General features: G+C 73.8%; 23 protein-coding genes. 8 read left to right on the top strand and 15 right to left on the bottom strand.

Annotation, left to right across the window (positions count from 1 at the left end; translation table 11 throughout):
- Positions 1 to 33 precede the first annotated feature (33 nt).
- The 6 genes from AB0C84_RS21980 to AB0C84_RS21955 all read right to left on the bottom strand — a co-directional run bounded on the left by AB0C84_RS21980 (position 34) and on the right by AB0C84_RS21955 (position 4511).
- A complete protein-coding gene (locus AB0C84_RS21980) occupies positions 34 to 327 on the bottom strand; it encodes a DUF6401 family natural product biosynthesis protein (protein ID WP_361069203.1) in 294 nt (97 codons plus the stop codon).
- Between the two features lie 57 nt (positions 328 to 384).
- Positions 385 to 1059: an NUDIX domain-containing protein gene (locus AB0C84_RS21975; protein WP_179844965.1), complete on the bottom strand. Its 675-nt coding sequence runs from the start codon at positions 1057 to 1059 to the stop codon at positions 385 to 387.
- Between the two features lie 240 nt (positions 1060 to 1299).
- Positions 1300 to 2646, bottom strand: a complete 1347-nt coding sequence (locus tag AB0C84_RS21970; RefSeq protein ID WP_361069198.1) for an SPFH domain-containing protein — start codon at positions 2644 to 2646, stop codon at positions 1300 to 1302.
- 144 nt (positions 2647 to 2790) lie between these two features.
- Complete coding sequence (locus AB0C84_RS21965) at positions 2791 to 2994, bottom strand: hypothetical protein (protein WP_361069195.1); 204 nt, start codon at positions 2992 to 2994, stop codon at positions 2791 to 2793.
- Between the two features lie 94 nt (positions 2995 to 3088).
- Positions 3089 to 3787 (bottom strand): hypothetical protein, encoded by a 699-nt coding sequence (locus tag AB0C84_RS21960; RefSeq protein ID WP_339156097.1) that lies wholly within the window; start codon positions 3785 to 3787, stop codon positions 3089 to 3091.
- A 52-nt stretch (positions 3788 to 3839) separates the two neighbouring features.
- Entirely contained in the window at positions 3840 to 4511 is a 672-nt protein-coding gene (locus tag AB0C84_RS21955) for a lysophospholipid acyltransferase family protein (protein ID WP_179844969.1), read from the bottom strand.
- Between the two features lie 408 nt (positions 4512 to 4919).
- Here AB0C84_RS21955 and AB0C84_RS21950 point away from each other — a divergent pair, with 408 nt between their 5' ends.
- Entirely contained in the window at positions 4920 to 5270 is a 351-nt protein-coding gene (locus AB0C84_RS21950) for an STAS domain-containing protein (protein WP_339156096.1), read from the top strand.
- A gap of 25 nt (positions 5271 to 5295) precedes the next feature.
- On the opposite strand, the gene AB0C84_RS21945 is transcribed toward AB0C84_RS21950, so the two are convergent.
- From AB0C84_RS21945 to AB0C84_RS21920, 6 genes are read right to left on the bottom strand one after another with little or no spacing between them, the layout of a single operon-like run.
- Positions 5296 to 6123, bottom strand: coding sequence for a glutamate ABC transporter substrate-binding protein (locus AB0C84_RS21945; protein ID WP_361069190.1), 828 nt, complete (start codon positions 6121 to 6123; stop codon positions 5296 to 5298).
- Between the two features lie 28 nt (positions 6124 to 6151).
- Complete coding sequence (locus tag AB0C84_RS21940; RefSeq protein WP_361069187.1) at positions 6152 to 7666, bottom strand: hypothetical protein; 1515 nt, start codon at positions 7664 to 7666, stop codon at positions 6152 to 6154.
- On the bottom strand, positions 7663 to 8427 hold the full coding sequence (locus AB0C84_RS21935; protein ID WP_258940090.1) for an FHA domain-containing protein: 765 nt from the start codon (positions 8425 to 8427) through the stop codon (positions 7663 to 7665). The genes AB0C84_RS21940 and AB0C84_RS21935 overlap by 4 nt, the downstream gene beginning before the upstream one ends.
- Positions 8428 to 8432: 5 nt before the next feature.
- Positions 8433 to 9752, bottom strand: coding sequence for a VWA domain-containing protein (locus AB0C84_RS21930; protein ID WP_361069182.1), 1320 nt, complete (start codon positions 9750 to 9752; stop codon positions 8433 to 8435).
- Entirely contained in the window at positions 9749 to 10867 is a 1119-nt protein-coding gene (locus AB0C84_RS21925; protein WP_258940092.1) for a PP2C family serine/threonine-protein phosphatase, read from the bottom strand. The genes AB0C84_RS21930 and AB0C84_RS21925 overlap by 4 nt, the downstream gene beginning before the upstream one ends.
- A 2-nt stretch (positions 10868 to 10869) precedes the next feature.
- Positions 10870 to 12918 (bottom strand): tetratricopeptide repeat protein, encoded by a 2049-nt coding sequence (locus tag AB0C84_RS21920; protein ID WP_361069230.1) that lies wholly within the window; start codon positions 12916 to 12918, stop codon positions 10870 to 10872.
- Between AB0C84_RS21920 and AB0C84_RS21915 the strand changes: the two genes are divergently transcribed.
- Entirely contained in the window at positions 12854 to 13171 is a 318-nt protein-coding gene (locus tag AB0C84_RS21915; RefSeq protein WP_361069236.1) for a hypothetical protein, read from the top strand. The two genes, AB0C84_RS21920 and AB0C84_RS21915, sit on opposite strands and share 65 nt — an antisense overlap.
- 307 nt (positions 13172 to 13478) lie before the next feature.
- Here AB0C84_RS21915 and AB0C84_RS21910 read toward each other — a convergent pair whose 3' ends face one another.
- Positions 13479 to 14693 (bottom strand): hypothetical protein, encoded by a 1215-nt coding sequence (locus AB0C84_RS21910; RefSeq protein ID WP_361069178.1) that lies wholly within the window; start codon positions 14691 to 14693, stop codon positions 13479 to 13481.
- A gap of 342 nt (positions 14694 to 15035) precedes the next feature.
- On the opposite strand from AB0C84_RS21910, the gene AB0C84_RS21905 reads away from it, so the two are divergent.
- From AB0C84_RS21905 to AB0C84_RS21890, 4 genes are all read left to right on the top strand, one after another.
- Positions 15036 to 16385: a hemolysin family protein gene (locus AB0C84_RS21905; RefSeq protein WP_258940094.1), complete on the top strand. Its 1350-nt coding sequence runs from the start codon at positions 15036 to 15038 to the stop codon at positions 16383 to 16385.
- Positions 16373 to 17389: a hemolysin family protein gene (locus tag AB0C84_RS21900; protein WP_361069173.1), complete on the top strand. Its 1017-nt coding sequence runs from the start codon at positions 16373 to 16375 to the stop codon at positions 17387 to 17389. Before AB0C84_RS21905 ends, AB0C84_RS21900 begins: the two co-directional genes overlap by 13 nt.
- Positions 17390 to 17463: 74 nt before the next feature.
- Complete coding sequence (locus tag AB0C84_RS21895) at positions 17464 to 18468, top strand: cation diffusion facilitator family transporter (RefSeq protein WP_361069170.1); 1005 nt, start codon at positions 17464 to 17466, stop codon at positions 18466 to 18468.
- 874 nt (positions 18469 to 19342) lie between these two features.
- The gene (locus AB0C84_RS21890; RefSeq protein WP_361069167.1) at positions 19343 to 21745 is read left to right on the top strand and encodes a hypothetical protein; all 2403 of its coding nucleotides are present in this window, start codon (positions 19343 to 19345) and stop codon (positions 21743 to 21745) included.
- Between the two features lie 213 nt (positions 21746 to 21958).
- Here AB0C84_RS21890 and AB0C84_RS21885 read toward each other — a convergent pair whose 3' ends face one another.
- Both AB0C84_RS21885 and AB0C84_RS21880 read right to left on the bottom strand, forming a co-directional pair.
- The gene (locus AB0C84_RS21885) at positions 21959 to 22345 is read right to left on the bottom strand and encodes a phage holin family protein (RefSeq protein WP_361069164.1); all 387 of its coding nucleotides are present in this window, start codon (positions 22343 to 22345) and stop codon (positions 21959 to 21961) included.
- A 105-nt stretch (positions 22346 to 22450) separates the two neighbouring features.
- Positions 22451 to 22897 carry a hypothetical protein gene (locus AB0C84_RS21880; RefSeq protein ID WP_361069160.1) on the bottom strand — a complete coding sequence of 149 codons (447 nt, stop codon included), beginning with the start codon at positions 22895 to 22897 and terminating at the stop codon, positions 22451 to 22453.
- 192 nt (positions 22898 to 23089) lie between these two features.
- Here AB0C84_RS21880 and AB0C84_RS21875 point away from each other — a divergent pair, with 192 nt between their 5' ends.
- Both AB0C84_RS21875 and recQ read left to right on the top strand, forming a co-directional pair.
- The gene (locus AB0C84_RS21875) at positions 23090 to 23752 is read left to right on the top strand and encodes an HAD family phosphatase (protein ID WP_361069156.1); all 663 of its coding nucleotides are present in this window, start codon (positions 23090 to 23092) and stop codon (positions 23750 to 23752) included.
- Positions 23753 to 23796: 44 nt separating this feature from the next.
- Positions 23797 to 25623: a DNA helicase RecQ gene (gene recQ / locus AB0C84_RS21870; RefSeq protein ID WP_361069153.1), complete on the top strand. Its 1827-nt coding sequence runs from the start codon at positions 23797 to 23799 to the stop codon at positions 25621 to 25623.
- The last annotated feature ends 467 nt before the right edge of the window (positions 25624 to 26090 follow it).

The following is a 26090-nucleotide window of genomic DNA, read 5'->3' as shown; positions in this document are numbered from 1 at the left end:
CCTCCAGATTGCACAGGGGTGATGGGCCCCAGCCTACGCAGCGTTCCGCATCATCCAGCAAACGGCCACGATCCGGACGAACTCCCAGTCCTGGGTGTCCTGCGGCCACCATCCCCGGTTGAACGCGTCCTCCGCGAACCCGTGCAGATACCCCATCAGCTCGTCCGCGCCGGGCGGTTCGCCGGGCGCGCCGAGCTCGTCGCGGAGGCTGGCCACGTGCTGGTCGACGGCCGCCGCGAGGCCCGGGGAACCGGACATCTCCGCGACGCCCGCCTCTCCGATGTCCCGGACGAGCAGGCCGAGAACTTCGGGCGAGTCACCGTTCATAGGGGGTGAAACTAGCAACGGTCAGGCGCTGCTCGGAACATCACCACAGGTAAAAGCTCATCCGCGGGGCCGCAGCATGGGCGGCCTCAGCTGCTCGGCATCGCCCCGGCGGTAGAGGCGCGCGGGCCGTCCGCCGTCCCGGGTCGTCGTCCGGTCGGTCGGGATGAGGAACCGGTCGGCGCCGGTCACCTTCCGGTGGAAGTTCCGCGGGTCCAGGGTGGTGCCCCACACGATCTCGTAGACGCGCCGCAGCTCCGCGACCGTGAACTCGGGTGGGCAGAACGCCGCCGCCAGCGAGGTGTACTCCAGCTTCGCCCGCGCCCGCTCCATCCCGTCGCCCAGGATCCGCCGGTGGTCGAACGCGGCCCGGTCGTGGTGGAGGAGGTCGTCCACGGCCGTCCACAGCACCTGGGCGCGGCTGGAGGCGGGCAGGTCGGGCGCCAGCCCCAGGTACGCGACGCTCACCACCCGCTGCCGGGGGTCGCGGTCCGGGTACCCGTAGGTGGCGAGCTGCTCCAGGTGGATCCGCACGTCCGCGAGCCCCGCCCGCTCGGCCATCAGCCGGGCCGCGGCGACCGGCAGGTCCTCGTCGAGCTGGATGAAGCCGCCCGGCAGCGACCACGCCCCCTCGTACGGCGCCCGGTCGCGCCGCCACCGCAGGGCGCACAGGCGCTGCTCCCGGACGGTGAGCACGACGAGGTCGACGGAGACGGCGAGCCGGGGCACGGACATGCAACGAACTTAGCGGGGCCGGCCCCCCGCTGAGGCCAGGAAGGCCCGGCAGGCCGGGCCTTCCTGGCCCCTGGGGCCTGCTCGAAATAGGCCCGGCCGCGCGCGAACGCGTGACCTGCCCGGTGGAGCGACGCCGGAGGCGAGCGGAACCGGGCAGATCGCGAAGCGATGCCGCGTTCGCCCAGGCACGGTCACGTAGCGAGCCGCCAGGCGAGCGAAGTGGGCCGGGACGTTAAAAGACTAGTCTTCCTTTGGGATCTCGACGGGGACGGTGGCGGCCGGGGCGCCGTTGTGGCCGTTGACCCCGGCGGGGGCGCTCTGGGCGTTCAGGCCGGCCAGCAGCTGGCGGGCGACGCCGAGTCCGGTGCCGCCGAGCGTGAGGGCCTTGGCGAGCATGTCCTCGACGCCTTGGGCGCCGTTCAGCACGACCATGTTGTCGACGTTGCCGAACACGCCCGCGCCGGCCTCGACGATCTGCGGCCACTGCTCGGCGAGCTGCTGGGCGATGACGGCGTCGGTGTTCTCCGCCAGCGCCTCCGCGCGGGCCTTGATCGCCTCGGCCTCGGCCAGGCCGCGGCGCCGGGTCGCGTCGGCCTCGGCCTCACCGATCAGCCGGATGGCCTCGGACTCGCGCTGCGCCTTGAGCTGGACCTCGGTCGCGGCGGCCTGGGCGTAGGAGATGCGCTCCTCGCGCTCGGCCTCGGCCAGCTTGACCTGCTCGTAGGCGCGGGCGTCGGCGGGCTTGCGGATCTCGCTCTCCAGCCGCTTCTCGGTGCGCTCGGCCTCCAGCTCGGCGTTGCGGGTCTCCTTGAGGATGACCTCCTGGCGGGCCTGCTGAGCGGCCTGCTGCACCTGGCCTTGGTACTCGGCCTTCTTCATCTCGGTGTCCCGGATGACAGCCGCGTTCTGCCGCTCGGTCTCCTGCTCGCGCTCGGTGGCCTCCTGGTTGCGCTCGGCCTCGGCGATGCGGGCGGCGGCGGCGACCCTGGCGGCGTGCGGGCGGCCGAGGTTGGTGATGTAGCCGGTCTCGTCGTCGATCTCCTGGATCTGCAGGGAGTCGACGACCAGGCCGAGCTTGCTCATCTCGTCGGCGGCCGAGCCGCGGGTCTCGGAGGTGAGCCGCTCGCGGTTGAGGATCAGGTCCTCGACGGTGAGGTTGCCGATGATCGAGCGCAGGTGGCCGGTGAACAGCTCGTGGATCGCGCCGTCCATCGAGTTCTGCTGCTCCAGGAAGCGGCGCGCGGCGTTGGCGATCGACACGAAGTCGTCGCCGACCTTGTAGATGACCACGCCGCGGACCTTGACCGGGATGCCCTGCTGCGTCACGCAGTTGACCTCCAGGTTCGCGGCGCGGCTGTCGAGCCGCAGCCGGCGCGCCGTCTGGAAGCCGGGCAGGACGGACGTCCCCTTGCCGGTGATGATCTTGAATCCGAGGCTGTCCACCCCGTCGATCGGCTTGGACTTCGCGCCGAGCCCGGAGATGATCAGGGCCTCGTTCGGCTCGGCGACCCGCCACACCATCTTGAACAGAACGATCAGCACGATGATGGCGACGACGACGCCGATCGCCACGGCGATCACGGGCATACGGGCCTCCTCCTCCGGGGTCGGGCGGCCGGCCCGAAGTGTCAGACCCGTCCGCGTTTCCCATCAGACGCGGCGGAGGCGGATCCGGTTCGGTCTCCGAACCGGATGTTCACGTCCGCATCAGGCCACGTCCGCGCGGGACGATCAGCGGGCCAGCGCGGCTGCCACGTACACCGTGCGGGGCGGGTGGTACTCGACCACGACGACGATCGAGCCGACGCCGATCTCGTCGCGCGGGTCGACGGGATGGGCGTAGAACGCCTCCGCCCCGCCGCGAACCGCGATCATGACCTCGCCGACCAGCCCGGGCCCGATCCGGCCGGTCACCCGGCCCTCTTTGCCGATCAAGGACACCCCCTGGCCCGGTCCGCCCGGAGCCGCTCTCCGCGCCGTGTACGGCGAACGCTATCCGCTGCGCCGCGGGGACGGCGAGCCGCGGGGCTCAGGACAGGACGCGACCCGCCTGGGCCAGCGCCTCGCCGGCCAGGCGCTCGGCGTCGGCGCGGGTGGCGCCGGGCCCGTAGACCGTGATCGTGGCGAGGTAGCGGCGGCCCCGGAACACGACGTACCAGGTCCGGGTGCGCGCGCCGTCGCCGGTGGTGGCGACCCCGACGGTGCGCGAGCCCTCGCCGATCTCGCCCTTGGGCGCCTCCGCCACCCGGTGCGCGGCCCAGGCGGTGCCGACCCGGGTGCGGAACCTCAGGCAGCCGGGAGGGACGCGGGCGTTGACCTGCTTCTCGGCGTCCGCGGCGGGCATGCTCATGAGGGTCTCGGTCGCGGTCAGGCCGCGCCCGCCGGTGAACGAGACGAGCGCGGCGGGGACGTCGCCGGCCACGTCGCCGCCCGGGCGGGCCTTCCCGCAGCTGGGCTTGTCCAGGACGGCCTCGCGCTGGAGCCTGGAGGCGTTCTGGATGGCCTTCAGCGAGCCGTACTCGCCCCAGTCGGGCTCTCCCGCGCGCCGGTAGCCGGACGGCTGCTGGAGCAGCGCCTGCGCCAGCTGGGCGGAGGTGTAGCCGATGCCCGCCACCTCGGCGCGGGCGGTGCCGCGCACCTGGCGGGCGCGCTCGGCGTCGCCGCCGCACGCGGTGGCCGCGACGGCCGTCGACAGCAGGAGCGTGACCGGGAGGAGCCTGTGCGCCATGGCGGCGACACTACGGCGCGGAAGGGGCGCACCACCCCCGGCGACACGCGGGTCAGCCCGTTTCGGCCCGTTCGTTGTACTCCGCGGCGTACTCCTGGCCGGACATCTTCTGGATCGTCTCGACGATCTCGTCGGTGATGGCGCGGCGGGCCTTGGCGGGCGGCAGGTCCCGGTAGTGGGAGAAGTCCATCGGCGGGCCGATCCGCACGGTGGGGCGCGGGCCGAACACGCGCGGGAACGCCGCGCCGATCGGCTGGATCTTCTCGGTGCCCTCCAGCGCCACCGGCAGGACGCGGGCGCCGGACTCCAGGGCGAGCCAGCCGATGCCCGTCCGGCCGCGGTAGAGGCGGCCGTCAGGGGAGCGGGTGCCCTCGGGGTAGATCGCGAACGCGCCGGCGTTCTCGAGGACCTCGGCGGCCTGCTCCAGGGCGCCCATGGCGGCCCGCCGGGCGCCGCGCCGCACCGGGACGTGGCCGAGGTTGGTGAGGAACCAGCGGACGAAGCGGTTCTTCAGCCCGCCCCCCTCGAAGTAGGCCGCCTTGGCGATGTAGGTGACGGGGCGCGGGACCGCCAGGGGGATGATGAAGCTGTCGATGAACGACAGGTGGTTGCTCGCCACGATGAGCGGCCCGTAGCTCGGCACGTTCTCGCCGCCCACCACCCGCGGACGGAAAAGCAGCCAGAGGATCGGACGCACCACGCGCGTCATGAACGTGTAGAACACCCAGCCTCCCGAATTTCGCCACCGCCACTGTAACCTCTGCACCGATCCGGGCCCCGGTCAGCATCCTCCTTTGCCGCCCCAGAGAGGGCCATGAATGGTCCAAGACCTGGTCAAAGGCCGGGTGGACGGGATTCGCGGCCATTTCTTACCGCCAAGTAAGTTTCTGTTCGGTAAGTTATTGCCCCGTTTAACGGATCTCCCGGGAGGCACCCGGATGCCCCGGGCGCATCGTCAGGTACAGTCGGGACCGGGGATCAGACGGGCGTCCGGGCCCGCGTTACGGTCCGGGTCACGGGCGGGCGACCTGGTCCTTTTCCCGGGAACTGCTTGGAATGCGGGCACGGGTGCGCAATCCTGAGGAGTCACCTGAGATGGCCGGGTACCGCCGGAGTGGGGCGTGAGGTGACGATGGACTTCGACATCAGCCTGATGCGCGACGACCGCTGCACGCTCGTCCGCGTGAAGGGCGACATCGACGTGGTGTCCCGCGCGCGCTTCGAGGACGCGCTCTTCGAGGTCGTCGAGTCGGGCGAGCCGATGGTCGTCGACATGCGCGAGGTCACGTTCTGCGACTCCACCGGCCTGAACGCGATCGTCGCCGCCAACCGGCGCGCCGGCGAGCACGGCACGCACCTCGCGCTGGTGGCGCTGCCGCCGCGCGTCCAGCGGGTCTTCCGCATCACCGGGATCGACAAGTTCATCCCGATCCACGAGACGCTGCGGGAGGCCATCGTCGCCTTCCCGTCCACCACCCCGTAGCGCCCGGGGGCCGGCCCCGGCGGGGTCAGGTGCAGCCCTCGAACTGGGGCACGCTGGTCGTCAGCTTGAGCCCCGACTTGCCGAACCACGTGTTCAGCAGCCGCTGCGCGGTGCCGTCCTGGTACATGTCCGTGATCGCACGGTTGACCTCCTCGCAGCCCTTCAGGTCCCCCTTCTTCAGGCCGACGCCGTACTTCTCGTCGGTGAACGGCGCGTTGATCATCCGTCCGGGGCGGCCGGTGGCGAACCCGGCGAGGATCAGGTCGTCGGTCGACACCGCGTCGAGCCGCCCGCCGGCGAGCGCGTCCATGCAGGCGCCGTAGGTGTCCACCGTGACCGGCTTCGCGGCCACCTTGCGCTCCTCGATCACGCGGCGCCAGGAGTTGGAGCCCTTCACCTCGCAGATCCGCTTGCCCTTGAGGTCCCGCACGTCTTGGATCGCGGCGGCGTCGGCGCGGACGAAGGTGTCCTGGTGGGCGACGTAGTACGGGCCCGCGAAGGTGACCTTCGACTTGCGCTTCGCCGTGATCGAGTAGGTCGCGACGATCATGTCGACGTCGCCCTTGGCGAGCGCGTCCTCGCGGACGGAGGAGTTCGTCGTCCTGAACGTCAGGCGGCTCTTCGGCACGCCCAGCCTGCCCGCGATGTAGGTCGCGACGTCGACGTCGAAGCCCTCGTAGGTCCCGTCCGGGCGCTTCACGCCGAGGGCCGGCTGGTCCTCCTTCACGCCGATGACGAGGGAGCCCCTGTCGGCGATGGACTGCTCCTCCTCGGCGCCGAGGCCGCAGGCCGACAGCAGCCCCGCCGCGGCGAGGACGGCCCCCGGGGCGGCGATGGCACGGGTCGCGCGCATGGCTTGATCTCCTCGTCAGCGGAACAGGTCAGCGGAACTCGGCCAGCCGGGGACGGACCCCCGCGATGATCAGTGCGGCGATGACGGCGGCGGCCACCGGCGGCACCGCGTTCCAGCCGCGCAGCCCGCCGTCGGCGTCCCTGATCGCCCTGTCGAAGGCGTCCTGGTGGACGGCGGTCAGCGAGCTCAGCGCCGCGTCGTAGGCGTCGAAGTCGCGGATCGCGTTCGACGTGCGGCCCATCCGCAGGTCGACCGCGCCCGCCCGGTTCCCCGCCGACGCCAGCTGCCGCATCCGCGCGTCGTTGCGCTGGACGGTCCGGTACGCCGCGAGCGTCCTGGCCAGCGCGTCGCCCTCCCGGCCCTTGTCCACCGTCCGCGCCTCGTCCCCGAAGAAGCCGAGGAACGGCGACGCCTGGCCGGGCCGGTACGCGCCGGCCTTCTCCTCCAGGCCCGCGTAGTAGTTCTCCAGGTTCACCGGCCGGTCGCCGAGGTCGGGGTAGATCACCGACAGCGACTTGTCGAGGTAGGTCTGCTCGTAGGTGTCGGCACGGCCGGGGTCGAGGAGGTAGCGGCTCTCGTCCCCGAACGCGCTGTGGCTGATCGCGCGGGCCCGCGACAGCTGCAGGATCGAGTCGAAGCCGTCCTCCTTGGCGGTCCTGATGTGCCCCGCATGGGCGGTGAGCAGGCCCGCCCCAACTGCGGTGAGGACGACCGTCCCGAGCGTCGCCAGCACCAGCGCCGGGTTCAGCACCCGCCGGAACGTCCGCACCAGGTACAGCTGCGTCGCGACCAGGAGCAGCAGCGCGACCAGCCCGGTGAGGGCGACCCAGGTGCGCCCGGTCAGCACCGCGGACCGCTTCGTCTCGTACGACTGCCGGACGTTCGCGCCGGTGTCGAGCGTGATGTTGTACGCCTTCGGCAGCAGTTGCAGCTTCATCAGGTCGGTGGCCTGCCGGTAGGCGTCCAGGACCTGCGCCGGCGTCTCGCCGGGCGCGTGGTTCGACTGCGCGTCGAGCTGCATGGCCTGGCCGACGAGCCGCTCGTACTTGCCGAGGCCGTCCAGCACCTCCTGGACGGTCCGCCGCAGCGCCGGGTCGCGCCCGGCGAGCTGCGCGGCCTGCACCGCCGCCGCGTCGGCCTCCCCGCGGCGCTTCTCGTACACGCGCAGGGTCTCGTCGTAGCCGATGCCGAGGCCGTGCTCGCGGCCGATCAGCAGGATGCTGGAGACCTGCGCGTCCATGTCGCTGAGCGCGAAGTACAGTGTGCCGGTCGCGACGACCTGCGGACCGGCGTCGTGCCCGATCGTCTCGACGGAGTCGCGCGCGTTGCCGACGGCCACGGTGAGGACGGCCAGCAGCGCCACCAGCGCGGCCACGCAGAGCACGACATGCGCGCGGATGCGGCCCGGGATCGTCTTGAGCCACCGTCCGCGCACGAACGTCCTCAGCCGGCCGCCGCGCCCCGGGTCGGCGGGCGCCCTGTCCGGGGGCGGCGCGGGCGGGCGCGGAGCGGGAGCCGCCGGCGGTGCGGGACTCATCGTCATGACGTGCCCTCCTGCAGGGACAGCGTGATGGTCGTCCAGGCGCCCACGTGGATGCGGTCGCCGTCACCGACCGGAACCGGCACGTTCACCGGGATCGGCTCCGTTCCGCCGTTCACCGTGGTGCCGTTGGTCGAACCGGGGTCGATCAGGTTCCAGGCGCCGTCCGGCCGCGCGAGCAGGACGGCGTGCAGATGCGAGACGCCCGGGTCCTCCGGCGGCGCGCCGAGGTCGATCTCGGGCAGCAGCGCGCGGGAGGCGCTGCGCCGCCCGATCCGGACCTGGCCGCCGAGCAGCGGGACGCGGCGCTCCGGGCAGTACGGCGGGAACGCTAGCCCGCCGCCGTCCGGTCCCATCTCCGCGACCACCGAGTCGAAGTAGGCGCGGTCGGCCATGACCAGCGCGTGCGGGCCGGGCGCCGGCACCGGCGCCGGGTGCGGGGCGACGGGAGCGCTGCCCTCCCGCTGCTGCGGCACCAGCGGCACCGCGTGCGCGGTGCCCGCCGGGGTGAACTCGACGGTGTAGACGGTGCCGGTCTCGAAGTCGTACCCGTCCTCCTCGCAGAAGCGGCCGGAGCGCGGCGTCCCGCAGTGCGGGCAGGCGGGGTCCTCCGCCGCCGCGGACTCGGCGGGCGGCGCGGGCACGGGCGGGGACGCGGGCTCGGGCTCGGCGAACTCGGCGCGCCGCGCGCCGTCCATGAGGTCGCCGCACACGTCGCAGTAGTCGGTGGACTGCGACGTGTGCCCGCTCGGGCAGACCGGCATGGGCCTCAGCCCCCTGCCGCGTCGCCGTGCCGGGTCCGCACGGTCCGGACGGAGCGGGTGTCGAGCGACATCTCGTCGGCCTTCGCCACGTCCCGTTTCAGCCGCACGGTGCCGCGGGCCGGGTCGACCACGTCCACGACCTTGTCGAGCAGGCCGGAGATCTGCTCGTTGCCGACCTCCCGCGCCAGCACCACGGCGCGTCCGAGGCGGGCGGTCGCGGTGTCCTCGTCGCCCTCCCGCCGCGCCTCCAGGCCCTGCTGGATCGCCTCGGCGAGCTCGGACTGCCCGGTGTGGTGCGCGACGCGGCCGTTGATGCGCGTCGACCTGGCCTCGTCGTCGGTCCACTCGGCGATGACGTTGCCGGACGCGAGGACCTGGTCGCCCGCGACGAGCTTCACCCACGCGGCCCGCATCTGCCGGCCCACGTCGCCGGGCTGCACCTCCACGCACAGGTGGTATTCGCGGTTCTCGTCGCCCCACGCGCCGAGCGGGTAGTCGCCGGTCTGCGGGCCCGACTCGCCCCGGCGGGCGGTGAGGTCCTCCACGGCGGGGACCATCTGCTTGACGAACCGCAGCCGCGCCTGCTGCGGCGTCCACACGCGCAGCGTCACGTCCGCGACCTGCTTGCTCATCGCGGCCCGCGTCATCGCCAGGAAGTCGGCCTCCAGGTCGGCCGGGTCGGGGACGTCCAGGAACCCGCCCAGCAGCACCGAGGTGATCTTGCGGAGCTCCGCGACGTTCCAGTCGGTGCCGACGCCGCGCGCGTCGCACAGGAAGCGGCCGGTGCACTGGCGCAGCGCGGCGTCCAGCTCCTCGTCGGACTCGTGCTGGTTCTTGCCGTCGGTGAGCAGGATCGCGTGCTTGACGGCGCCCGCCGCGACGGCGTCGTGCCCGGTGAACAGCCGGTCGGCGAGCCGCAGCCACGACCCGATCGCCGTCCCGCCGGCCGCCTCCAGCCGCCCCACCGCGTCCACCGCGCCGCGCCGGGACGCCGCGTCCGCCCGGACGAGCCGCTCCCCCTGCGGGAAGACCATCCGCGGCCGGTTCGCGCCCGCGACCACCGCGAAGTGCACGCCGTCGCGCAGCACGTTCACCGCCGCCCGCGCCGCCCGCTTCGCCGCCGCCATCTTGCCCCGGTACGACATCGACCCGGACGTGTCGATCATGATGATCTCCGCGGCGGGGGCGCGCCCGCCGTCCGCCGCCGGGCCCGGACCGCCGGACGCGCGCGCCTCCACCGAGACGATCGCGTGCATCTCCCGTCCGCCGGCCGGGAGGTAGGGGTTCTGGTCCACCCGTACGGCGAACTCCGGAAAATCGCTCATCTGCCCCGCTCCCTGCTCGGTCCTGGCGGCGGGTAGCGAAGGACCGCCACCGTCACGTTGTCGTGCCCTCCCGCGTCCAGCGCCGCCCGCACCAGCCGCCGCGCCGCGTCCAGCGGGCCGTCCCGGCCGGTGAGCGCCACGGCCGCGAGGTCGGACGGCTCCGGCAGGTCGTTCCACAGCCCGTCGCTGCACAGCACCACCAGCCCCGGTCCCGTCGGCCGGAACGCCGCCACGTGCGGGTCGAGCGGGCCCGCGTCGGCCCCCAGCCAGGCGGTCAGCACATGCGCCCGCCGGTCGGCCCACGCCTCCTCGGCGCTCATCGCACCCTGCTCGATCATGGACGAGGCCCACGAGTCGTCCGTGGTGAGCCGGCACGAGCCCGCCGGCGAGAGCCAGTAGGCGCGGCTGTCGCCGACCCAGCCGACGGTGATGCCGCCCGCGTCCACGACGGCCGACACGAACGTGCACGCCGGCGAGGAGTCGGGATCGCCGGGCAGCCCCGCCACGACCTCGCCCGCCCGCGCCGCCGCGTCGCGCATCGCGCCCCGCGGGTCGGCGCCGGCCGGGACCCGGCCGGTCAGCACCGCCAGCGCCGCTTCGGCGGCCAGCCGCGACGCCTCCTCCGACCCGGGCGCCGTCGCGACCCCGTCGCACACCACGGCGCACACGCCCGCGGGCAGCTCCGCCAGCGCGAACGCGTCCTCGTTCCGGCTGCGCCGCAGCCCGAGGTCGCTCACCGCCGCCCCGGACCGCCCGGCCTCGGCCTCGACGTGCTCCCGCCCGCTCGGCTGCCGCAGCCCGCACTGCTCGCAGTACCCGTCCGCGCCGACGGCGCCGACGCCGCAGTCCACGCAGGCGCCCCCGGCCGCGGTGCCCGGGTCGGCCTGGGGTGCGCTGGGCGGCTGCTCACGCTGGCGGGGGACCGGGTTGGGCGCGAACGGGGCCGCGCGGGAAGCCGGGGTCGGCGAGGCGTGCGGAAGGGCCGTGCCGAGCGGCGGGGTCCTGGGCGTGGTGGGGTCGGGGCGCCCGCACTCCTCGCAGAAGCGGTCGCGTTCGTTGACGGGCTCGCCGCAGGTGCGGCAGAGCGCGACGGGGGTGTGCTGGTCCGCGTTCATGTTCAGAAGAGCGTCCTCGGGCGGACGGCGTTGGCCCGTTTGACCATCGCGTGGCGGTGCTCGGCGCCGTCGGCGAGCTTGGCGAGCACGCGGTAGACGTCCTCCAGCTTCTTGCGGAGGGCCTGCTCGTCCAGGTCGGTGCCGAGGATCTGCTGCCGGACGCCGGGCGGGGTCGTCCCGCGGCCGGCGCGGACCCAGGTCAGCGCCGCCTCCAGCACCTCGGCGGCGAACGCGGCCGACCGCTCGGTGTCCAGGCGCAGGGACGACAGCCGCCGTCCCGCCTCGACGAGCGCGGGCGCGTTCAGCTCGGCGTCCCCGCGCCCCCGCACGGCGGTGGCGACGGCGGCGAGCTGCGCGGCGAGGTAGTGGCTGGAGATCCGCGGGACCGAGTCGAGGACGCGTTCGGCGGACGCCCGGTCGCCCGCCGCGAGCCGGGTTCGGGCCAGCCCGAACGCCGCGCTGACGTGGGTGGGATCGGTCCGCCAGACCGTCTCGTAGTAGTAGCCGGCGGCGGCCGTCTCGCCCAGGGTCTCGTGGCAGAACGCCAGCGCGAGCTTGGGCGCCTGCTCGCCGGGCGCGAGGTCGTACAGGTCGTTGAACACCGCGACGGCCTCGGTGCCGCGCCCGCCGGCGAGGGCCCGCGCGCCCCGGTACCAGTCGACGCGCCAGTCGTCCGGGGCTTCGGCGGCGATGTCCTCCAGGAGGTGCGCGGCGCCGTCGAGGTCGCCCAGCTCGATCCGGACGCGCACCAGCGCGAGCCGCACCTCGCGGGACGCGACCGGCGCGGAGGCCAGCGCCGCGGCCAGGTCGGCGGGGTCGCGGGCGGTGAGCCCGGCGAGGAACGCGGCCGCCGGGTCGGAGGCGTACACCAGCGGGACGGGCAGCGCCGCCGCGGCGGCGGCCGGCTCCACCGGGGCCAGGATCGGCGGTGCCCCGCCGCTCCCCCGGGCGCCGTCCAGACCGCCGACGATCTCGGTTCCGGCCGTCTGCTGCTCCGGCCCGAACAGCGGGGACGGCGCGGGGCGCGGGCGCCCGTCCTCCGCCGACAGGACCTCCCGCAGCACGCCGGTGAGCTGCTCGGCCATCTCGGCGGCGCTCTGGAACCGGCGGGCCGGGTCGGGGTGCGTGGCCCGGCGCAGCAGCCGGTGGTAGGACTCGTGCCGCTGGAACAGCGGCACCTCCTCGCGCGGCGGCAGGCTGCGCAGGTGCCGCCCGGTGTAGCCGCGGAACGGGAAGCTCAGCACCGCCAGCGTGCGGCCGACGGTGTAGAGGTCGGAGCTGACCGAGGGGCCCTGCGAGCCGATCTCGGGGGCCTGGTAGCCGGGCGTGCCGAAGATCGGGCTGTCCGCGTCGAAGGCCCGCCGGACGCCGCCGAGGTCGATCAGCTTGAGCTGCTCCTCGGACTGGATCGCGTTGTCGGGCTTGAAGTCGCAGTACAGCAGCCCGACGCCGTGCAGGTAGCCGAGGGCGCTCAGCACCTCCAGGCCGTAGGCGATGACCTGGCCGAGCGGCAGCGACGCCTGGTCGCCCTGCGCCTGGCGGGCGCTGAGCAGGATGTCCTTCAGCGAGCGGCCGCCGACGTACTCCATGACGATGTAGCCGGACTCGCCGTGCCGCACGAAGTTGTAGATCTTGACGATGTTCGGGTGCTCGACCTCGGCGAGGAACGCGCGCTCGGCGGTCGCGGCGGCGAGCGAGTCGGCGTCGCCGGTGTCGAGCAGGCCCTTGAGGACGACCCACCGCTCGCTCACGTTGTGGTCGCGCGCCAGGTACACCCAGCCGAGCCCGCCGTGGGCGAGGCAGCCGAGCACCTCGTACTGGCCGCCGATCATCTCGCCCGGCCGCAGCTTCGGGGTGAAGGAGAACGGGTGGCCGCAGTTGCGGCAGAAGCCCTCGGTGCGTCCCGGGCGGCCGCCCCGGCTGCGCCCGACCTTCTCGTCGCACTTGCTGCAGAAGCGCCGGTTCTCCGGCACCTCCGGATTCTCCATGATCGCCGAGGCGGGGTCGCGGGCCGGCACCGGCGGCACCTCGACGAGCCCCGCGCCGAGCATCCCGCGCCTGGCCGAGCCGCTGGAGCCCGTCCCGCGGGTGCCGCCGCGCGAGGCCGTCCGCCCGGACCCGACGCTGCCCGACCCGCTCGTCGGCGCGCTGCCGTACGAGGACCCCTGCCCGCTGCGCCCGCTCTGGCCGGACGAGCCCGGCGGCATGCCCGCGGGAGGCGCGGGAGCCGCCGGAGTGGTCACCGGCGCCTGCCCGGCGGCGCCCGGGGCCGAGCCCGGAGGCCGCCCGTACGCGCCCGGGTAGCCGGGCATCGCGGGCGCGGCCGGACGCACGGGCGCCGCCGTCCGGGCGGGCTGCGCCGGACCGCCCGGTGACGGGCCGATGGGCGCCGGACCGGTGTGCGACGGATTGATCGGCACGGCGGGATGGGACGGCGCCGGCTGGGACGCGGACGCGGGCTGAGGCGCCGGCCGAGCCGCGGGAGGCGCCTGCTGGGGCGCCCGCTGCGAAGACGAGTTCGGTGGCGGTGCCACGGCGGGAGCCATGCCGCAGACGTCGCAGAAGCCGTCCGCCTCCACCTCGCCCGTGCAGCCGGGCTGGGTGCATCGGTTCATCGCCGGGTCCCCGTCTCGCTCTCGCACGCCCTGATCGCTCGCTGGTACTCCGCCAGCACCGTGGTCGCCCTGCGCAGATCGCAGGGCGCCGTCCACAGCACCTCGCGCGCCTCCCCGTACAGCACGGTGAGCCGCTCGTCCTCGGCCAGGCCGAGCCGCGCGGCCTTCGCCCGGTACGCCTCCAGGCGCCCCCGCAGCTCACCCCGCCGGTCGAGCAGCCCGGCACTGAGACGCAGGTCACCGCGCGCCCGTTCCAGCGCCTCCTCGACGGCGTGCTCCAGCTCGGCGAAGCGTCCCGCCATCTCCACCCAGCGGCCGGCCTCGCGCAGCCGCTCGAGGGCGGCGAGCCGGTCGCGCAGCGCTGCGCCGAGGCCCCGCGAGGGCTCCGGGAGGTTCGGGGAGTGGATCTTGTCGAGGGCCGTCGCGTGGGCGTCGTGGGCCCGCCGCTCCGTCTCCTCGACCTCCTCGACGGAGGCCGCGACCCGAGCCACGAGCTCCTCGTAGTCCTCGCGCATCCGGGCGACGCCGGCGAGTTCGTCGCCGAGCGAGGTCAGTATGGCGCAGACGCGGTCGAGGCGGGCGGTGTCGGCGTGGCCGTCCTTGACCAGCGACAGCGGGTCGGTGCGGACGAGCCGGCCGAGCGCGGTCAGCTCGCGGCCGACCCGGTCCAGCTCCGGATGCCGGGTGCCGTCCAGCGAGTGCGCCAGCCGCGCCGTCCTGCGCCAGCTCTCCTCGGCGTCCTCCAGCGGCTGGAGCAGCGCCGACCAGGCGGCGTCGGCGGCGGTGATCTCGCCCGCGACGAACTCGTAGGCGTCCGACATCATCGCGACGGCCTCGTCCAGCGTGATGCGGCGCTCCTGCGGGCCGAGCAGCGTCCGGTGCTCCAGCGGGATCTGCCCGTCGGGCAGCTCCACCGACTGGCCCGACAGCAGGCCGGACAGCTCCATCAGCGCGGCCGGGTCCAGCCGGGGCGACCGCTCGCGCAGCTCGCCCGCCGCGTCCAGGACGCGCTGGTAGGCGTCGAACAGGCGCCACAGCGTCGCCAGCCGGGCCTGCGCCACGTCCCAGCGCCGCCACGTCTCGCCGGTGAGCCGGGCGCCCTTGAGCAGGCGGCCGCCGTCGTGGCGTTCCAGTTCGAGGAGGTTCGCGGCGATGCGGTCGCGCTCGTCCCGGAGCGTGCGCAGGGCATGGTCGACGCCTTCACGGCTCATGGGCGCGGCGGCCCCTGCCCCGCTCTGGTCCAACGTCTGCCCCGCGATCGTCTTCTCGGTCCCCCCTGAGCATGCCCGCAGAGCCGGTCTGGGAGCACGGACCGGTCCAGTATCGGACGTACGCTCTCATACAAGTGTGATCCGTGACACTAACCGAGACAAGGTGCTTTCCGTCTCGACAGGTCCGCGTCGCGGGACCGCCGCTCTCCGCTGATCCTCACGTGCCCGTACCCTGTGCAGGGGGAACCTCGTTGTCCCTGGTGACGTTACGACAGATACGTCATTTAACGAGAGGAGTGGTGAGTCCGCGGTGTCGGACCCCAGTCATAGACCCGGTGCCCCATGCTGAGCGCGGCACTGGGAGTCCTCGCGGTGATCGTCCTCACCGCCGCCACCGGATACTTCGTCGCCCAGGAGTTCGCCTACGTCGCCGCCGACCGCGCGACCCTGGAGCAGGCCGCCGAACGCGGCGACACCTCCGCCCGCAGAGCCCTCAAGGTCATCGGCAGGGTCTCCTTCATGCTGTCGGGCGCGCAGCTCGGCATCACGATGACGACCCTGGTCGTCGGCTTCATCGCCAAACCCGCCCTCGCCGAGCTGATCCAGCCGCTGCTGGGCCTGGTGGGCATCCCCGAAGGGGCGACGGGCGCCATCGCCCTCGCGACTGGCTTCGTCCTGGCGACGCTCATCCAGATGCTCCTCGGCGAGCTGTTCCCGAAGAACCTCGCCCTGGCCCGCGCCGAGCAGCTCGCGCGCGTACTGGCCGCGTCAACGCTCGTCTACCTGACGGTCGCGGGGCCGCTGATCAGGCTGTTCGACCGCGCGGCGGAGCGGCTGCTGCGCGCCGTGGGCGTCGAGCCCGTCGAGGAACTGCACAGCGGCGCCACGCTCGAGGAGCTCGGCGACATCATCGGCAAGTCGCACAGCGCCGGGCACCTGCCCGCCGACCTGTCCGGCCTGCTCGACCGCGCCCTGTCGTTCGGCGACCTCACGGCCGACGAGGTCATGGTGCCGCGCCCGCACGTCCGCGCGCTGCCGGCGACCGCGCCGCTCGCCGACCTGGTCGCGCTGATCCGCGAGACCGGGCACAGCGCCTACCCCGTCTACGGGACGGAGGTCGACGACGTCGTCGGCGTCGCGGGCGTCCGCGAGGTCGCCGACGACGCGCTCGACCCGTCCACCCCGGTCGGGTCCGTCGCCCGGCCCGCGCTGCTGGTGCCCGGCAGCCAGCCGCTGTACGGCGTCATCGAGCACATGCGCGACTCCGGCGAGGAGTTCGCCTGCGTCGTGGACGAGTACGGCGGGCTCGCCGGCATCCTCACCTTCGAGGACGTCGCCGAGGAGCTCGTCGGGGAGATCGCCGACGAGACCGACGGCCCCGAGGACGCCCCGGAGTCCGGGCCCGACGGGTCCTGGCTGGTCGACGCCGGCATGCGCATCGACGAGGTCGGCCGCCTCACCGGCCTCGACCTGCCCGAGGGCGACGCCTACGACACCCTGGGCGGCCTCGTCATGGCGGAGCTGCGGCGGCTGCCGAGCCCCGGCGACCGCCTCACCGTCGCACTGGACGGCGGCGCCGTCGAACTGGAGGTCGTGAGCGTGGCCCGCCGGGTCGCCGAGAAGATCCTGATCCGCGCGGCCGCGCCCGCGGACGTCCCGTCCGGCGAGGAGGAGGTCGCGTGGACCCGCTGACCTCGCTGCTGATCACCGCCGCGCTGCTGCTCGGCAACGGCTTCTTCGTCGCCGCCGAGTTCGCGCTGGTCGCGGCCAACCGCCCGCAGCTCGAACGCGCCGCGGCCAAGGGCAGCCGCCCCGCCGTGGCCGCCGTCGCGGGCGTCCGCGAGCTGTCGCTCATGCTCGCCGGCGCGCAGTTCGGCATCACGATGTGCTCGCTCGGCCTCGCCATCGTCACCGAGCCCGCGTTCGAGCACTTCCTCGAACCGCCGCTGCACGCGCTCGGCGTCCCTGAGGCGGGCTCCAAGGCCATCGCGCTCGGCTGCGCGCTCGCCGTCGTGACGTTCCTGCACATGGTCATCGGCGAGATGGCGCCGAAGTCGTGGGCGATCGCGCACCCGGAGCGGTCGGCGATGATCCTCGCCCTGCCGTTCCGCGCGTTCGCGAAGGTGTCCCGCCCGATCCTGTCGGCGCTGAACGCCGTGACCAACGCCCTGCTGCGGCTCATCCGCGTCACGCCGAAGGACGAGCTGGACAGCCACACCGACCCGGCGCGGCTCAGCCACCTCGTCGGCGAGTCCCGCCGCCTCGGCCTCATCGGGCGCCGCGACCACGAGCTGCTGCACCGGGCGATCTCGGCGCGGGAGGCCACGGTCGGCCGCCTCGTCGTGCCCGCCACCTCCGTCACCACGATCGACGCGGACGCGACCGCCGCGCAGATCCGCCGCACCGCCACGGCCAGCGGCCACAGCCGCCTGCTGGTCCGCGACCTGGACGGCGCGATGACGGGGATCGTCCACGTCCGGGCCGCCATCATCGAGCCGGGCGACGAACGCCGGGCGGGCGAGCTGGCGCACCCGGCCCCCGTCCTCACGGCGAAGACGACCGTGCTGGACGCGGTCAGCCGCATGCGCCGCGGCCGCGCCCAGCTCGCCGTGGTCAACGACGACCACGACGAGTTCACCGGCATCGTCACCCTGGACGACCTCCTGGCGGAGCTTCTGGCCACCAACCCGCACTGACACAGCCCGCGTACCTGCGACAACACCGCAGGTGTCGAGGTGCTGCAACGGGTTTTCCGGTTCATCATCGGAGGATGAGCGGACACGGTCACGGCCACGGGCACTCGCGCAAAGGGCGCCTCACCCACCTGATGCGCCCGCACTCGCACGAGGCGGCCGACAAGGTGGACTCCGCCATGGAGGCGAGCGCCCAGGGCATGCGCGCCCTGTGGATCTCCCTGGTGGCCCTGGGCGCGACCACGGCACTGCAAGCCGCCGTGGTCGCGTTCACCGGTTCGGTCGCGCTGCTGGGCGACACGCTCCACAACGCCGCCGACGCGCTGACGGCCGTCCCGCTGGGCATCGCGTTCCTGCTCGGCCGCCGCCCGCCGTCCCGCCGGTACACCTACGGGTACGGCCGCGCCGAGGACCTGGCGGGCGTCGTCATCGTCCTGGCCATCGCCGCGTCCTGCGCCGTCGCCGGGTACACCGCCGTCCAGCGCCTGGCCCATCCACAGCCTGTGGAACACGTGGCCGCCGTGGCGGGCGCCGCACTGGTCGGCTTCCTGGGCAACGAACTGGTGGCCCGCTACCGCATCCGCACAGGCCGCCGCATCGGGTCCGCCGCGCTGGTCGCCGACGGTCTTCACGCCCGCACGGACGGCTTCGCGTCACTGGCCGTCCTGTTGGGCGCCGCCGGTGTCGCCCTGGGCGCCCCCTGGGCCGACCCGGTCGTCGGCCTGCTCATCACGGTGGCGATCCTGACCGTCCTGTGGCAGACGGCCCGTGAGGTGTGGCGCCGCCTGATGGACGCCGTCGACCCCGCCCTGGTCGACCGGGCCGAAGCCGCCCTCTCCGCCACGCCCGGCGTCCGGGCCGTGGGCGACGTCCGACTTCGCTGGATCGGCCACAGTCTGCGCGCCGAATGCGACGTAATCGTCGACCCGGCCGCCACCGTCGTCCACGCCCACCGGATCGCCGTGGACGCCGAGCACAGCCTCCTGCACGCCCTCCCCCGCCTGGCCGGAGCCGTCGTCCACCCCGACCCCGAACCCCGCCCCGGTGAAGATCATCACGCCGCTCTGGCGGGACATCGCTGAGCTCGCGACCTGTGAGACGTTAGTCCGGAGCAGAAGGGGAACATACTGGCCCCGGACGATCGATCTGGGACGGGATGGCGTCGTGAACCAGCCTTCGGAAACCAACGGACCCGACGAGAACACCGGACCCCCCTACGTCCCGGACTCCGACCTCCCCACGGTCACCGTCCCCCTCCCCACCGTGGACGAGCAGGAACCACCCGCCGAGGCCACCCAGGCCCTCCCAGCCGTCACCCCGCCCGAAACCGGCGAGCCACCGTCCGGCGCCACACCACCGGCCAACGAAGCCCCGACCGCGCCAGCCGAGCCCACGAACACCCCACCCCCGGCTCCAGCACCCGCCGCAGACACAACGGCCATCGACCTACCAGACCTCACCGCAGCGGACGCGCAGTCGAAGCAGTCCAGCTCCCCGGAGCCACCCGCCAACCCCACCGCTGGAGACCCCGCCGCCAGCGAAGCCACACGCGCTCACGAACTGCCCGCGACCGCGCCACCCGCGGGCGGCCAAGCCGAAGGCGTAGCCACCCAGCAACCACCACCCGCCACCCCGCCCGCTGGGGACCTCGTCGGCAACGAATCCACACGCGCCCATGACCTGCCCGCGACTGCGCCACCCGGGGGCGGACAGGGCGACGGCGAGAGCGATCAGGAACCGGCGCCTGCGGACCTGGCCGCTGGGGACCCCGCGGCTAGCGAGTTCACGCGCGTTCAGGAGCCACTCCTTGGTGAGGTGCCTGTCGGCGGGCAGGGCGACGGTGTGGCCGGTCAGGAGCCGGCGCCTGCCGACCTGGCCGGTGGGGGCTCCGCCGGTAGCGAGTCCACACGCGTTCACGAGTTGTCCGTGGTTGAGCCGTCTGGTGACGGAGAGGGCGTGGATGCTGCGGACGGCGTGGTCGTCCCGGAACAGGGTGTCGAGGAGGAAGGGCTTGATCCTCGGGCGGCTCTGGGGACGGTGCCGATCGATGTCGCCGAGCCGACGCCTCCGTTGGGGACGGAGACGGGCGAGGAGGGCTGGCGTGAGCTGGTCGAGAGCGTCTACGGGCCGCTGACCGAGTTCTACGAGGGGCTCGACGCGCGGCTGCGGGAGGTGCCCGAGGACGTGCCGCCGGTGGGGTGGGCGCCGCACATCGGGGCGGTCCGGGCACTGCGGGACGGTCAGGTCGCGGGGGACTGGGACGTGCTCGCCCGGTTCCTGGTGGCGCCCGGGACGCTGGAAGGCGCGGAGGCGCCGCGGCTCGTCCAGGTGGACGAGGGCGACGACGCCCGGGTCGTCCGGGACGCGGTCAGGGAGCTCACGGAGGCGGACGGGCGGGCCCTGCTGATCGCCCCCACCCCCGAGAGGGCCGCCGAGCTGCTGCGCGGTGTGGAGGGCGACCCCGACGTCTTCTCGCTGCTGATCGAGACGCGGCCGGAGACGGCGGAGGCGCGGTCGGTGCGGACGCAGGCGCTGCCGCCCGTCGAGGAGCCGCCCGCCGAGCAGGAGCCGCCGCTGCGGGATCCGGGGTCCAACGGGACGGTCGAGTTCAAGCCCCTGACCGGCGCGCTGCCGGAGCCGGAGGCCGCGGTGACCAGGGCCGAGCCGCTGCCCTCGCTGCCGCCCGTGGAGCCGGTGGAGCCCGAGGAGGGGCCGTCGGCGCCGGAGACGCGGGTGCGGTCGGCGGCGCTCCGTCCGGTCGGGGAGGCGTGGCGGCTGTCGTGGCAGACGGAGGCGCGGCTGCTGCAGCGCGGGCTGATGTCGCTGGAGCAGTGGCCGCGGGACGCGGCGGCGCTCCAGTCCGTCCGGGCGGAGAACCTGCGGCGGGCCGAGCAGCTCGAGGCGGAGAAGGCGGGCCTGGCCGAAGCGATCGAGGAGGCGCGGGCCGCCGCGGCGGGCGCGCAGGAGGCGGCGGCCGACGCCGACGCCGAGGCGGAGCGGCTGTCCGGCGTCCAGGAGGAGGCCGAGGCGGAGCTGGAGGGGCCGCGGGCCGAGGCGGAGCGGCTGCAGAGGGCCGCGGACGAGGCGGGCGCCGAGGCGGCGGCGCAGACCCGGACCGCCGACGCCGCCTACGCGCGGTGCGTCCAGATCGATGAGCGGGCCAAGACGGCGCAGGCGGAGTTGCAGGGCGCGCGGCAGGCGGAGGCGTCCCTCACCGACGAGCTCGCGCGGGCGCGGGAGGCGCTGCCCGGCGCGGCCGAGGAGGCGCACCGGCTGACGGCGGCCGACGCCGACGCCGCGGCGGAGGGGCACGCCGCGTACTACCGGCTGGTGTCGGCGGAGTCGGCGCTGTCTGCGCTGCGCCGCAAGATGACGCTCGGGCAGCGCCTGCACGTGGCGTCGCCGCCGTCGGAGCTGCGCGGCCTGCGCGAAGAGGCCAAGGCCCGGACGCGGGAGGCGGACGAGGCGGCGACGCGGGCGCGGGAGGCCAAGGAGGCGGCGGAGCACGCGGAGCGGGTGCGGCGCGGGCTGGCGTCGTTCGTGTCCGAGGGCGGGGCGCGGCTGAAGGCGGCGCAGGAGGCCCAGGAGCGGCTCGGGACGGAGCTGACCTGGCTCGCGGCGGAGCGGGAGAAGGTCGGCGCCGAGCACCAGGAGCAGGCGCGGCAGGCGTCGGAGGCGGTCGAGCGGGCCACCGAGGCGGGCCTGCGGGCCCGCGCGGCGCACCAGGTCGCGCAGGCGATCGAGGAGCGGGCGACCGCCGCGCGGACGTCCCGCGAGGCGGCGCTGGCGGCGGCGGCGCAGGCCCGGTCGGACGCGGAGGCCGCGGCGGCGCGCGCGGCGGAGACCGGGGCCGAGCTGGCGCGCCGCACGGAGGAGGCCGCGGCGGAGATCGCCGAGCTGGAGGCCGAGCTGGAGACGGTGGCGGCGGCCGAGGGGCGGTCGCGGGAGAACGTCCTGGAGATCTGCGGCGCCGACCCCGCCGACGACCCGGAGGCCGTCCCCGCGCACCAGCGCCGCGCGATGGCCCGGATCGAGGAGCTCACCGGCTACCTGGAGGGCGGCCGGGCGGCGGGCGGCGAGGTCCTGCTCCGCACCGCCGACCTCGTCGTCGGGACGCCGGCGGGCGCCGGGCTGACCGTCCGCGACGAGGAGTTCGACGCTCTGATCGTCGCGGACGCGGGCACGGTGACCGACGGCGAGTTCCTGATCGGGGCCGTCCGGGCGCGCCGCTGGATCCTCGTGGGGACGGCCGGGACGCGCCCGCCGGGCTACCGGGAGTACGAGGGCTCGCCGTCCGGGCGGCTGGAGCTGAGCCCGTTCGAGCGCGCCTCGACGGCCGCGCCCGGCCTGGTGGACTAGTCCGTGTTTCACAGTCCCGGCCCACTTCGCTCGCCTGGCGGCGGTGTTTCAACAGTCCCGGCCCACGTAGCTCGCCTGCGGCTCGCTACGTGACCTGGCCTGGGCGAACGCGGCATCGCTTCGCGATCCGCCCGGCTCCGCTCGCCTCCGGCCTCGCTCCACCGGCCAGGTCACGCGTTCGCGCGCGTGGCTGAGGCGACTTCGAGACAGGCCCTAGTCCCGGTCCTTGTCGTCGTCGGGGAGGAACAGGTGAAGGAGCCAGCCGACGACACCGACGACGATCGCGCCCCAGAAGGCGGGCCAGAACCCGGTCACGTGGAACGGCAGGTCGAGCCCCTCCGCCAGCTCGCTCGTCAGCCAGAGCAGCAGCGCGTTCACGACGAGCCCGATGAGGCCGAGCGTGATGACGTAGAAGGCGCAGCCGAGGGTCTTGATGATCGGCTTGAGGACGGCGTTGACCAGCCCGAAGATGGCGGCGACCGCGACCAGCGTGAGGATCCGCCGACCGGTGGTCTGGTCGCCGAGCGTGATGCCGTCGATCAGGACCGTGGCGACCCACAGGGCGACCGCGGTGGCGACGACCTTGAGAAGAATGCGCACGCCATGCATCATGCTGGCCGGGAACCGGCCATGTCATCCCACTGAGAAACGATCCGGGCGGAGACTCCCGTCATCACCGCGAATGACCCGCCCGGCGCGGGCGTCCTACTCGGTGCGGTCGAAGAACGGGGAGGTGGCGGCGGGCTGCGAGCGGGCGCCGGACCCCCGGCCCGCCACGCGGGCGCCCTGCACGGCGGGCTCGCGCGGCGCGACGTTCCGCGGGGACGAGTTCTGCCGGACGCGGGCGAGTTCGCGCTCCAGGCGGCGCTTCTCCATCTCCAGCGTGGTCAGGGACTCCTCGTGCTCCTCGCGGAGGTCGCGCAGGTCGCGGCGGTTGCGGATGCGGCGGGCGGCGCCCGTGTAGGCGAGCGTCATGCCGACGAGGAAGACGAGGGACACGGCCGCGCCGGAGAGGAACACCTGCCATTCGCTCTCCAGGCCCGGGACGGCCTGGCCGAAGACGACGAGGTCCGCCGGGCCGGTGTTGTCCATGACGACGCCGGCGCCGACGGCGATGGCGGCCGCGACCAGGAGGAAACCGAGGAACACCATGGGCACATCTCCTTCGCGAGAGACTCCGGAGGGGGAACGGAGGGACCCCACCATGCCAGACCGCAACTCGATCATGTCGTATTCGTCGGATAAATGCTGGTCAGATGGCGTTCGTCCGAAGTGACCGCACCGGGTTCCGAAGTGATCGCGGCGGGTAGTGACGGGACGTCGCCCGAGACCCGTGGAGGCCCCATGTCCGTGCAGGCCATCGTGTTCGACCTGGACGGCGTCCTGATCGACTCCGAGCCGGTGTGGGAGGAGGTGCGGCGCGGCTACGTCGCCGAGCGCGGCGGGCGCTGGCTGTCCGACACCCAGGACCGGCTCATGGGCATGAGCACCGAGGAGTGGGCGGACTACATCGCCACCGACCTGGTCGACGGCGTCACGGCCGAGGAGGTCGCCTACGAGGTGGTCGACCGGATGTCGCAGCGGTACGTGGACGGGCCGCCCCTGCTGCCGGGCGCCGAGGACGCCGTCCGCCGGATGGCCGGATACCGCCCGCTCGGGCTGGCCAGCTCGTCCCCCCGCGCCCTGATCGACCTCGTGCTCGGGCATCTCGGGGTGGACGGCCTGTTCCACGCGACCGTGTCGACCGAGGAGGTCGAGAACGGCAAGCCCGCTCCGGACGGCTACCTCACCGTCGCGGCGCGGCTGGAGGTGCCGGCGCGGGCCTGTGTCGCGATCGAGGACTCCAGCAACGGGCTGCGGTCGGCGCACGCGGCGGGCATGGCGGTGATCGCGATCCCGCGCCCGGCGCACCCGCCGGCGGCCGACGCGCTGGCGCTGGCCGCGCACGTCGCGAACGGCCTCGACGAGCTGACCCCCGAGCTCGCGGAGGCGGTCGTCCACAGGTGAAGGTTCCGGGGACGGGTGTCCGCGGCGGTTCGTAGTATGGCCCGGTGACTTCCCCTGAGACCCCGGAGACCCTCGAGACCCTGCGGCGCGTGTTCGGCTACGACGCGTTCCGGGACGGCCAGCGGGAGATCATCGAGCATGTGGTCGCCGGCGGGGACGCCCTCGTCCTGATGCCGACCGGCGGCGGCAAGTCGCTGTGCTACCAGATCCCGGCGCTCGTCCGGAAGGGCACCGGCGTCGTCGTCTCGCCCCTCATCGCCCTCATGCAGGACCAGGTGGACGCCCTGCGCGCCCTCGGCGTCCGCGCGGGCTTCCTCAACTCCACCCAGGACTTCGACGAGCGCCGCGTGGTCGAGGCCCAGTTCACGACGGGCGAGCTCGACCTGCTGTACCTGGCGCCGGAGCGGTTGAAGCTCGCCGCGACCGTCGAGCTGCTCGACCGGGGCGACGTCTCCCTGTTCGCGATCGACGAGGCGCACTGCGTGTCGCAGTGGGGGCACGACTTCCGCCCCGACTACCTGACGCTGTCCGGCCTGCACGAACGCTGGCCCGACGTCCCCCGCATCGCGCTCACCGCGACCGCCACCGAGGCCACCCGCGGCGAGATCGCGTCCCGCCTCCAGCTGGAGCAGGCCCGCCACTTCGTGGCGAGCTTCGACCGTCCCAACATCCAGTACCGGATCGAGCCGAAGACCGACGCCAAGCGCCAGCTGCTGCGCCTGCTCCAGAGCGAGCACAAGGGCGACGCGGGCATCGTCTACTGCCTGTCCCGCAACTCGGTCGAGAAGCACGCCGCGTTCCTGACCGAGAACGGCATCGAGGCCCTCCCCTACCACGCGGGCCTCGACGCCGGGATCCGCGCCGCGAACCAGGCGCGCTTCCTGCGCGAAGAGGGCCTCGTCATGGTCGCGACCATCGCGTTCGGCATGGGCATCGACAAGCCCGACGTCCGCTTCGTCGCCCACCTCGACCTGCCCAAGTCCGTCGAGGGCTACTACCAGGAGACGGGCCGCGCCGGACGCGACGGCCTCCCGTCCACCGCCTGGCTCGCCTACGGCCTGCAGGACGTCGTCAACCTGCGCAAGATGATCGACGGCGGCGAGGGCGACGCCGCGCACCGCCGCCGCCAGGGCATGCACCTCGACTCCATGCTCGCCCTCTGCGAGACGGTCGAGTGCCGCCGCGTCCAGCTGCTGAACTACTTCGGCCAGTCCGGCGAGCCCTGCGGCAACTGCGACACCTGCCTCACACCGCCCGAGACGTGGGACGCGACCGTCCCCGCCCAGAAGGTCCTGTCGACCGTGGTCCGCCTCGACCGCGAACGGCGCCAGAAGTTCGGCGCCGGCCACATCGTCGACATCCTCCTCGGCAGGAAGAACGCGAAGGTCATCCAGTTCGACCACGACTCGCTGAAGGTCTTCGGCATCGGCACCGAACTGCGCGACGTCGAGTGGCGCGGCGTCGTCCGCCAGCTCCTCGCGCAGGGCCTGATCGCGGTGGAGAGCAACCACGGCACGCTCGTCCTGACCGACGAGAGCGGCGCCGTGCTGCGCGGCGAGCGCAAGGTGATGATGCGCCGCGAGGCCGAACGCCCCGCCGCGAAGGCGGCGAAGACCGCCAAGGCGGCCAAGCCCCAGGTCGAGCTCCCCGTCGAGTCGATGCCGATCTTCGAGCGGCTCCGCGCCTGGCGTGCCGCGACGGCCAAGGAGCAGGGCGTCCCCGCCTACGTCATCTTCCACGACGCGACCCTGCGCGAGATCGCCACCGCCCTCCCCACCTCCCTGGCGGAACTGGGCCGCGTCAACGGCGTCGGCGAGAACAAACTCGCCAAGTACGGCGACCAGGTCCTGGAAACCCTGACCTCCGAGTAGAAGCCTGTGGCCGTCCCCCGAATCACCGGCAAGCAGACGGCACCCCTGGTCACACCGGTGTGTCGCCATCGGGCCCACCACCTGCTCTTTACTCTGCGTTGTTGTTTGATTACCATCTGTATATGATACGAAAGAGCAAGATCGCCGCCAGCTCCAGCCCGGGTTGGACCGCTCCCGGCACGAGCTGGACCCGCGCCGCAACCAACCTGACCGCCCCGAACACCCACCGGACCCGGCCCGGGACGAGCTGGACCTGCGCCAGCACAAGTTGGACCGCTCCCGACACCATCTGACCCGCCCCCGGCGCCGCCCGAACGTGCGGCGTCCCGGGGATGGCGAGACGCGTCCCTGATGGTGGCGGCTCGAAGCACCCGACGAAGGCCCAGAGCAAGACCACAAGAGGGGCCAGAAAACTCCTGCCCAGCCATATTCAGCCAGGCCGACTGACCACGGCTCCTATCTGCACA

It is taken from the genome of Actinomadura sp. NPDC048955, assembly GCF_040649435.1.
Classification (GTDB): domain Bacteria; phylum Actinomycetota; class Actinomycetes; order Streptosporangiales; family Streptosporangiaceae; genus Spirillospora; species Spirillospora luteofluorescens.
This window is presented reverse-complemented; position numbering and strand designations above follow the sequence as displayed.

What these genes read in the sequence shown, in the direction of transcription:
- AB0C84_RS21970 (WP_361069198.1), bottom strand. Translation starts at nt 2,646, where the DNA reads ATGCCCGTGATCGCCGTGGCGATCGGCGTCGTCGTCGCCATCATCGTG.
- AB0C84_RS21950 (WP_339156096.1), top strand. Translation starts at nt 4,920, where the DNA reads ATGGACTTCGACATCAGCCTGATGCGCGACGACCGCTGCACGCTCGTC.
- AB0C84_RS21980 (WP_361069203.1), bottom strand. Translation starts at nt 327, where the DNA reads ATGAACGGTGACTCGCCCGAAGTTCTCGGCCTGCTCGTCCGGGACATC.
- AB0C84_RS21910 (WP_361069178.1), bottom strand. Translation starts at nt 14,693, where the DNA reads ATGAGCCGTGAAGGCGTCGACCATGCCCTGCGCACGCTCCGGGACGAG.
- AB0C84_RS21875 (WP_361069156.1), top strand. Translation starts at nt 23,090, where the DNA reads ATGTCCGTGCAGGCCATCGTGTTCGACCTGGACGGCGTCCTGATCGAC.
- AB0C84_RS21920 (WP_361069230.1), bottom strand. Translation starts at nt 12,918, where the DNA reads ATGCTCGGCGCGGGGCTCGTCGAGGTGCCGCCGGTGCCGGCCCGCGAC.
- AB0C84_RS21915 (WP_361069236.1), top strand. Translation starts at nt 12,854, where the DNA reads ATGATCGCCGAGGCGGGGTCGCGGGCCGGCACCGGCGGCACCTCGACG.
- AB0C84_RS21895 (WP_361069170.1), top strand. Translation starts at nt 17,464, where the DNA reads ATGAGCGGACACGGTCACGGCCACGGGCACTCGCGCAAAGGGCGCCTC.
- AB0C84_RS21880 (WP_361069160.1), bottom strand. Translation starts at nt 22,897, where the DNA reads ATGGTGTTCCTCGGTTTCCTCCTGGTCGCGGCCGCCATCGCCGTCGGC.
- AB0C84_RS21940 (WP_361069187.1), bottom strand. Translation starts at nt 7,666, where the DNA reads ATGACGATGAGTCCCGCACCGCCGGCGGCTCCCGCTCCGCGCCCGCCC.
- AB0C84_RS21945 (WP_361069190.1), bottom strand. Translation starts at nt 6,123, where the DNA reads ATGCGCGCGACCCGTGCCATCGCCGCCCCGGGGGCCGTCCTCGCCGCG.
- AB0C84_RS21930 (WP_361069182.1), bottom strand. Translation starts at nt 9,752, where the DNA reads ATGAGCGATTTTCCGGAGTTCGCCGTACGGGTGGACCAGAACCCCTAC.
- AB0C84_RS21925 (WP_258940092.1), bottom strand. Translation starts at nt 10,867, where the DNA reads ATGAACGCGGACCAGCACACCCCCGTCGCGCTCTGCCGCACCTGCGGC.
- AB0C84_RS21975 (WP_179844965.1), bottom strand. Translation starts at nt 1,059, where the DNA reads ATGTCCGTGCCCCGGCTCGCCGTCTCCGTCGACCTCGTCGTGCTCACC.
- AB0C84_RS21935 (WP_258940090.1), bottom strand. Translation starts at nt 8,427, where the DNA reads ATGCCGGTCTGCCCGAGCGGGCACACGTCGCAGTCCACCGACTACTGC.
- AB0C84_RS21905 (WP_258940094.1), top strand. Translation starts at nt 15,036, where the DNA reads ATGCTGAGCGCGGCACTGGGAGTCCTCGCGGTGATCGTCCTCACCGCC.
- AB0C84_RS21960 (WP_339156097.1), bottom strand. Translation starts at nt 3,787, where the DNA reads ATGGCGCACAGGCTCCTCCCGGTCACGCTCCTGCTGTCGACGGCCGTC.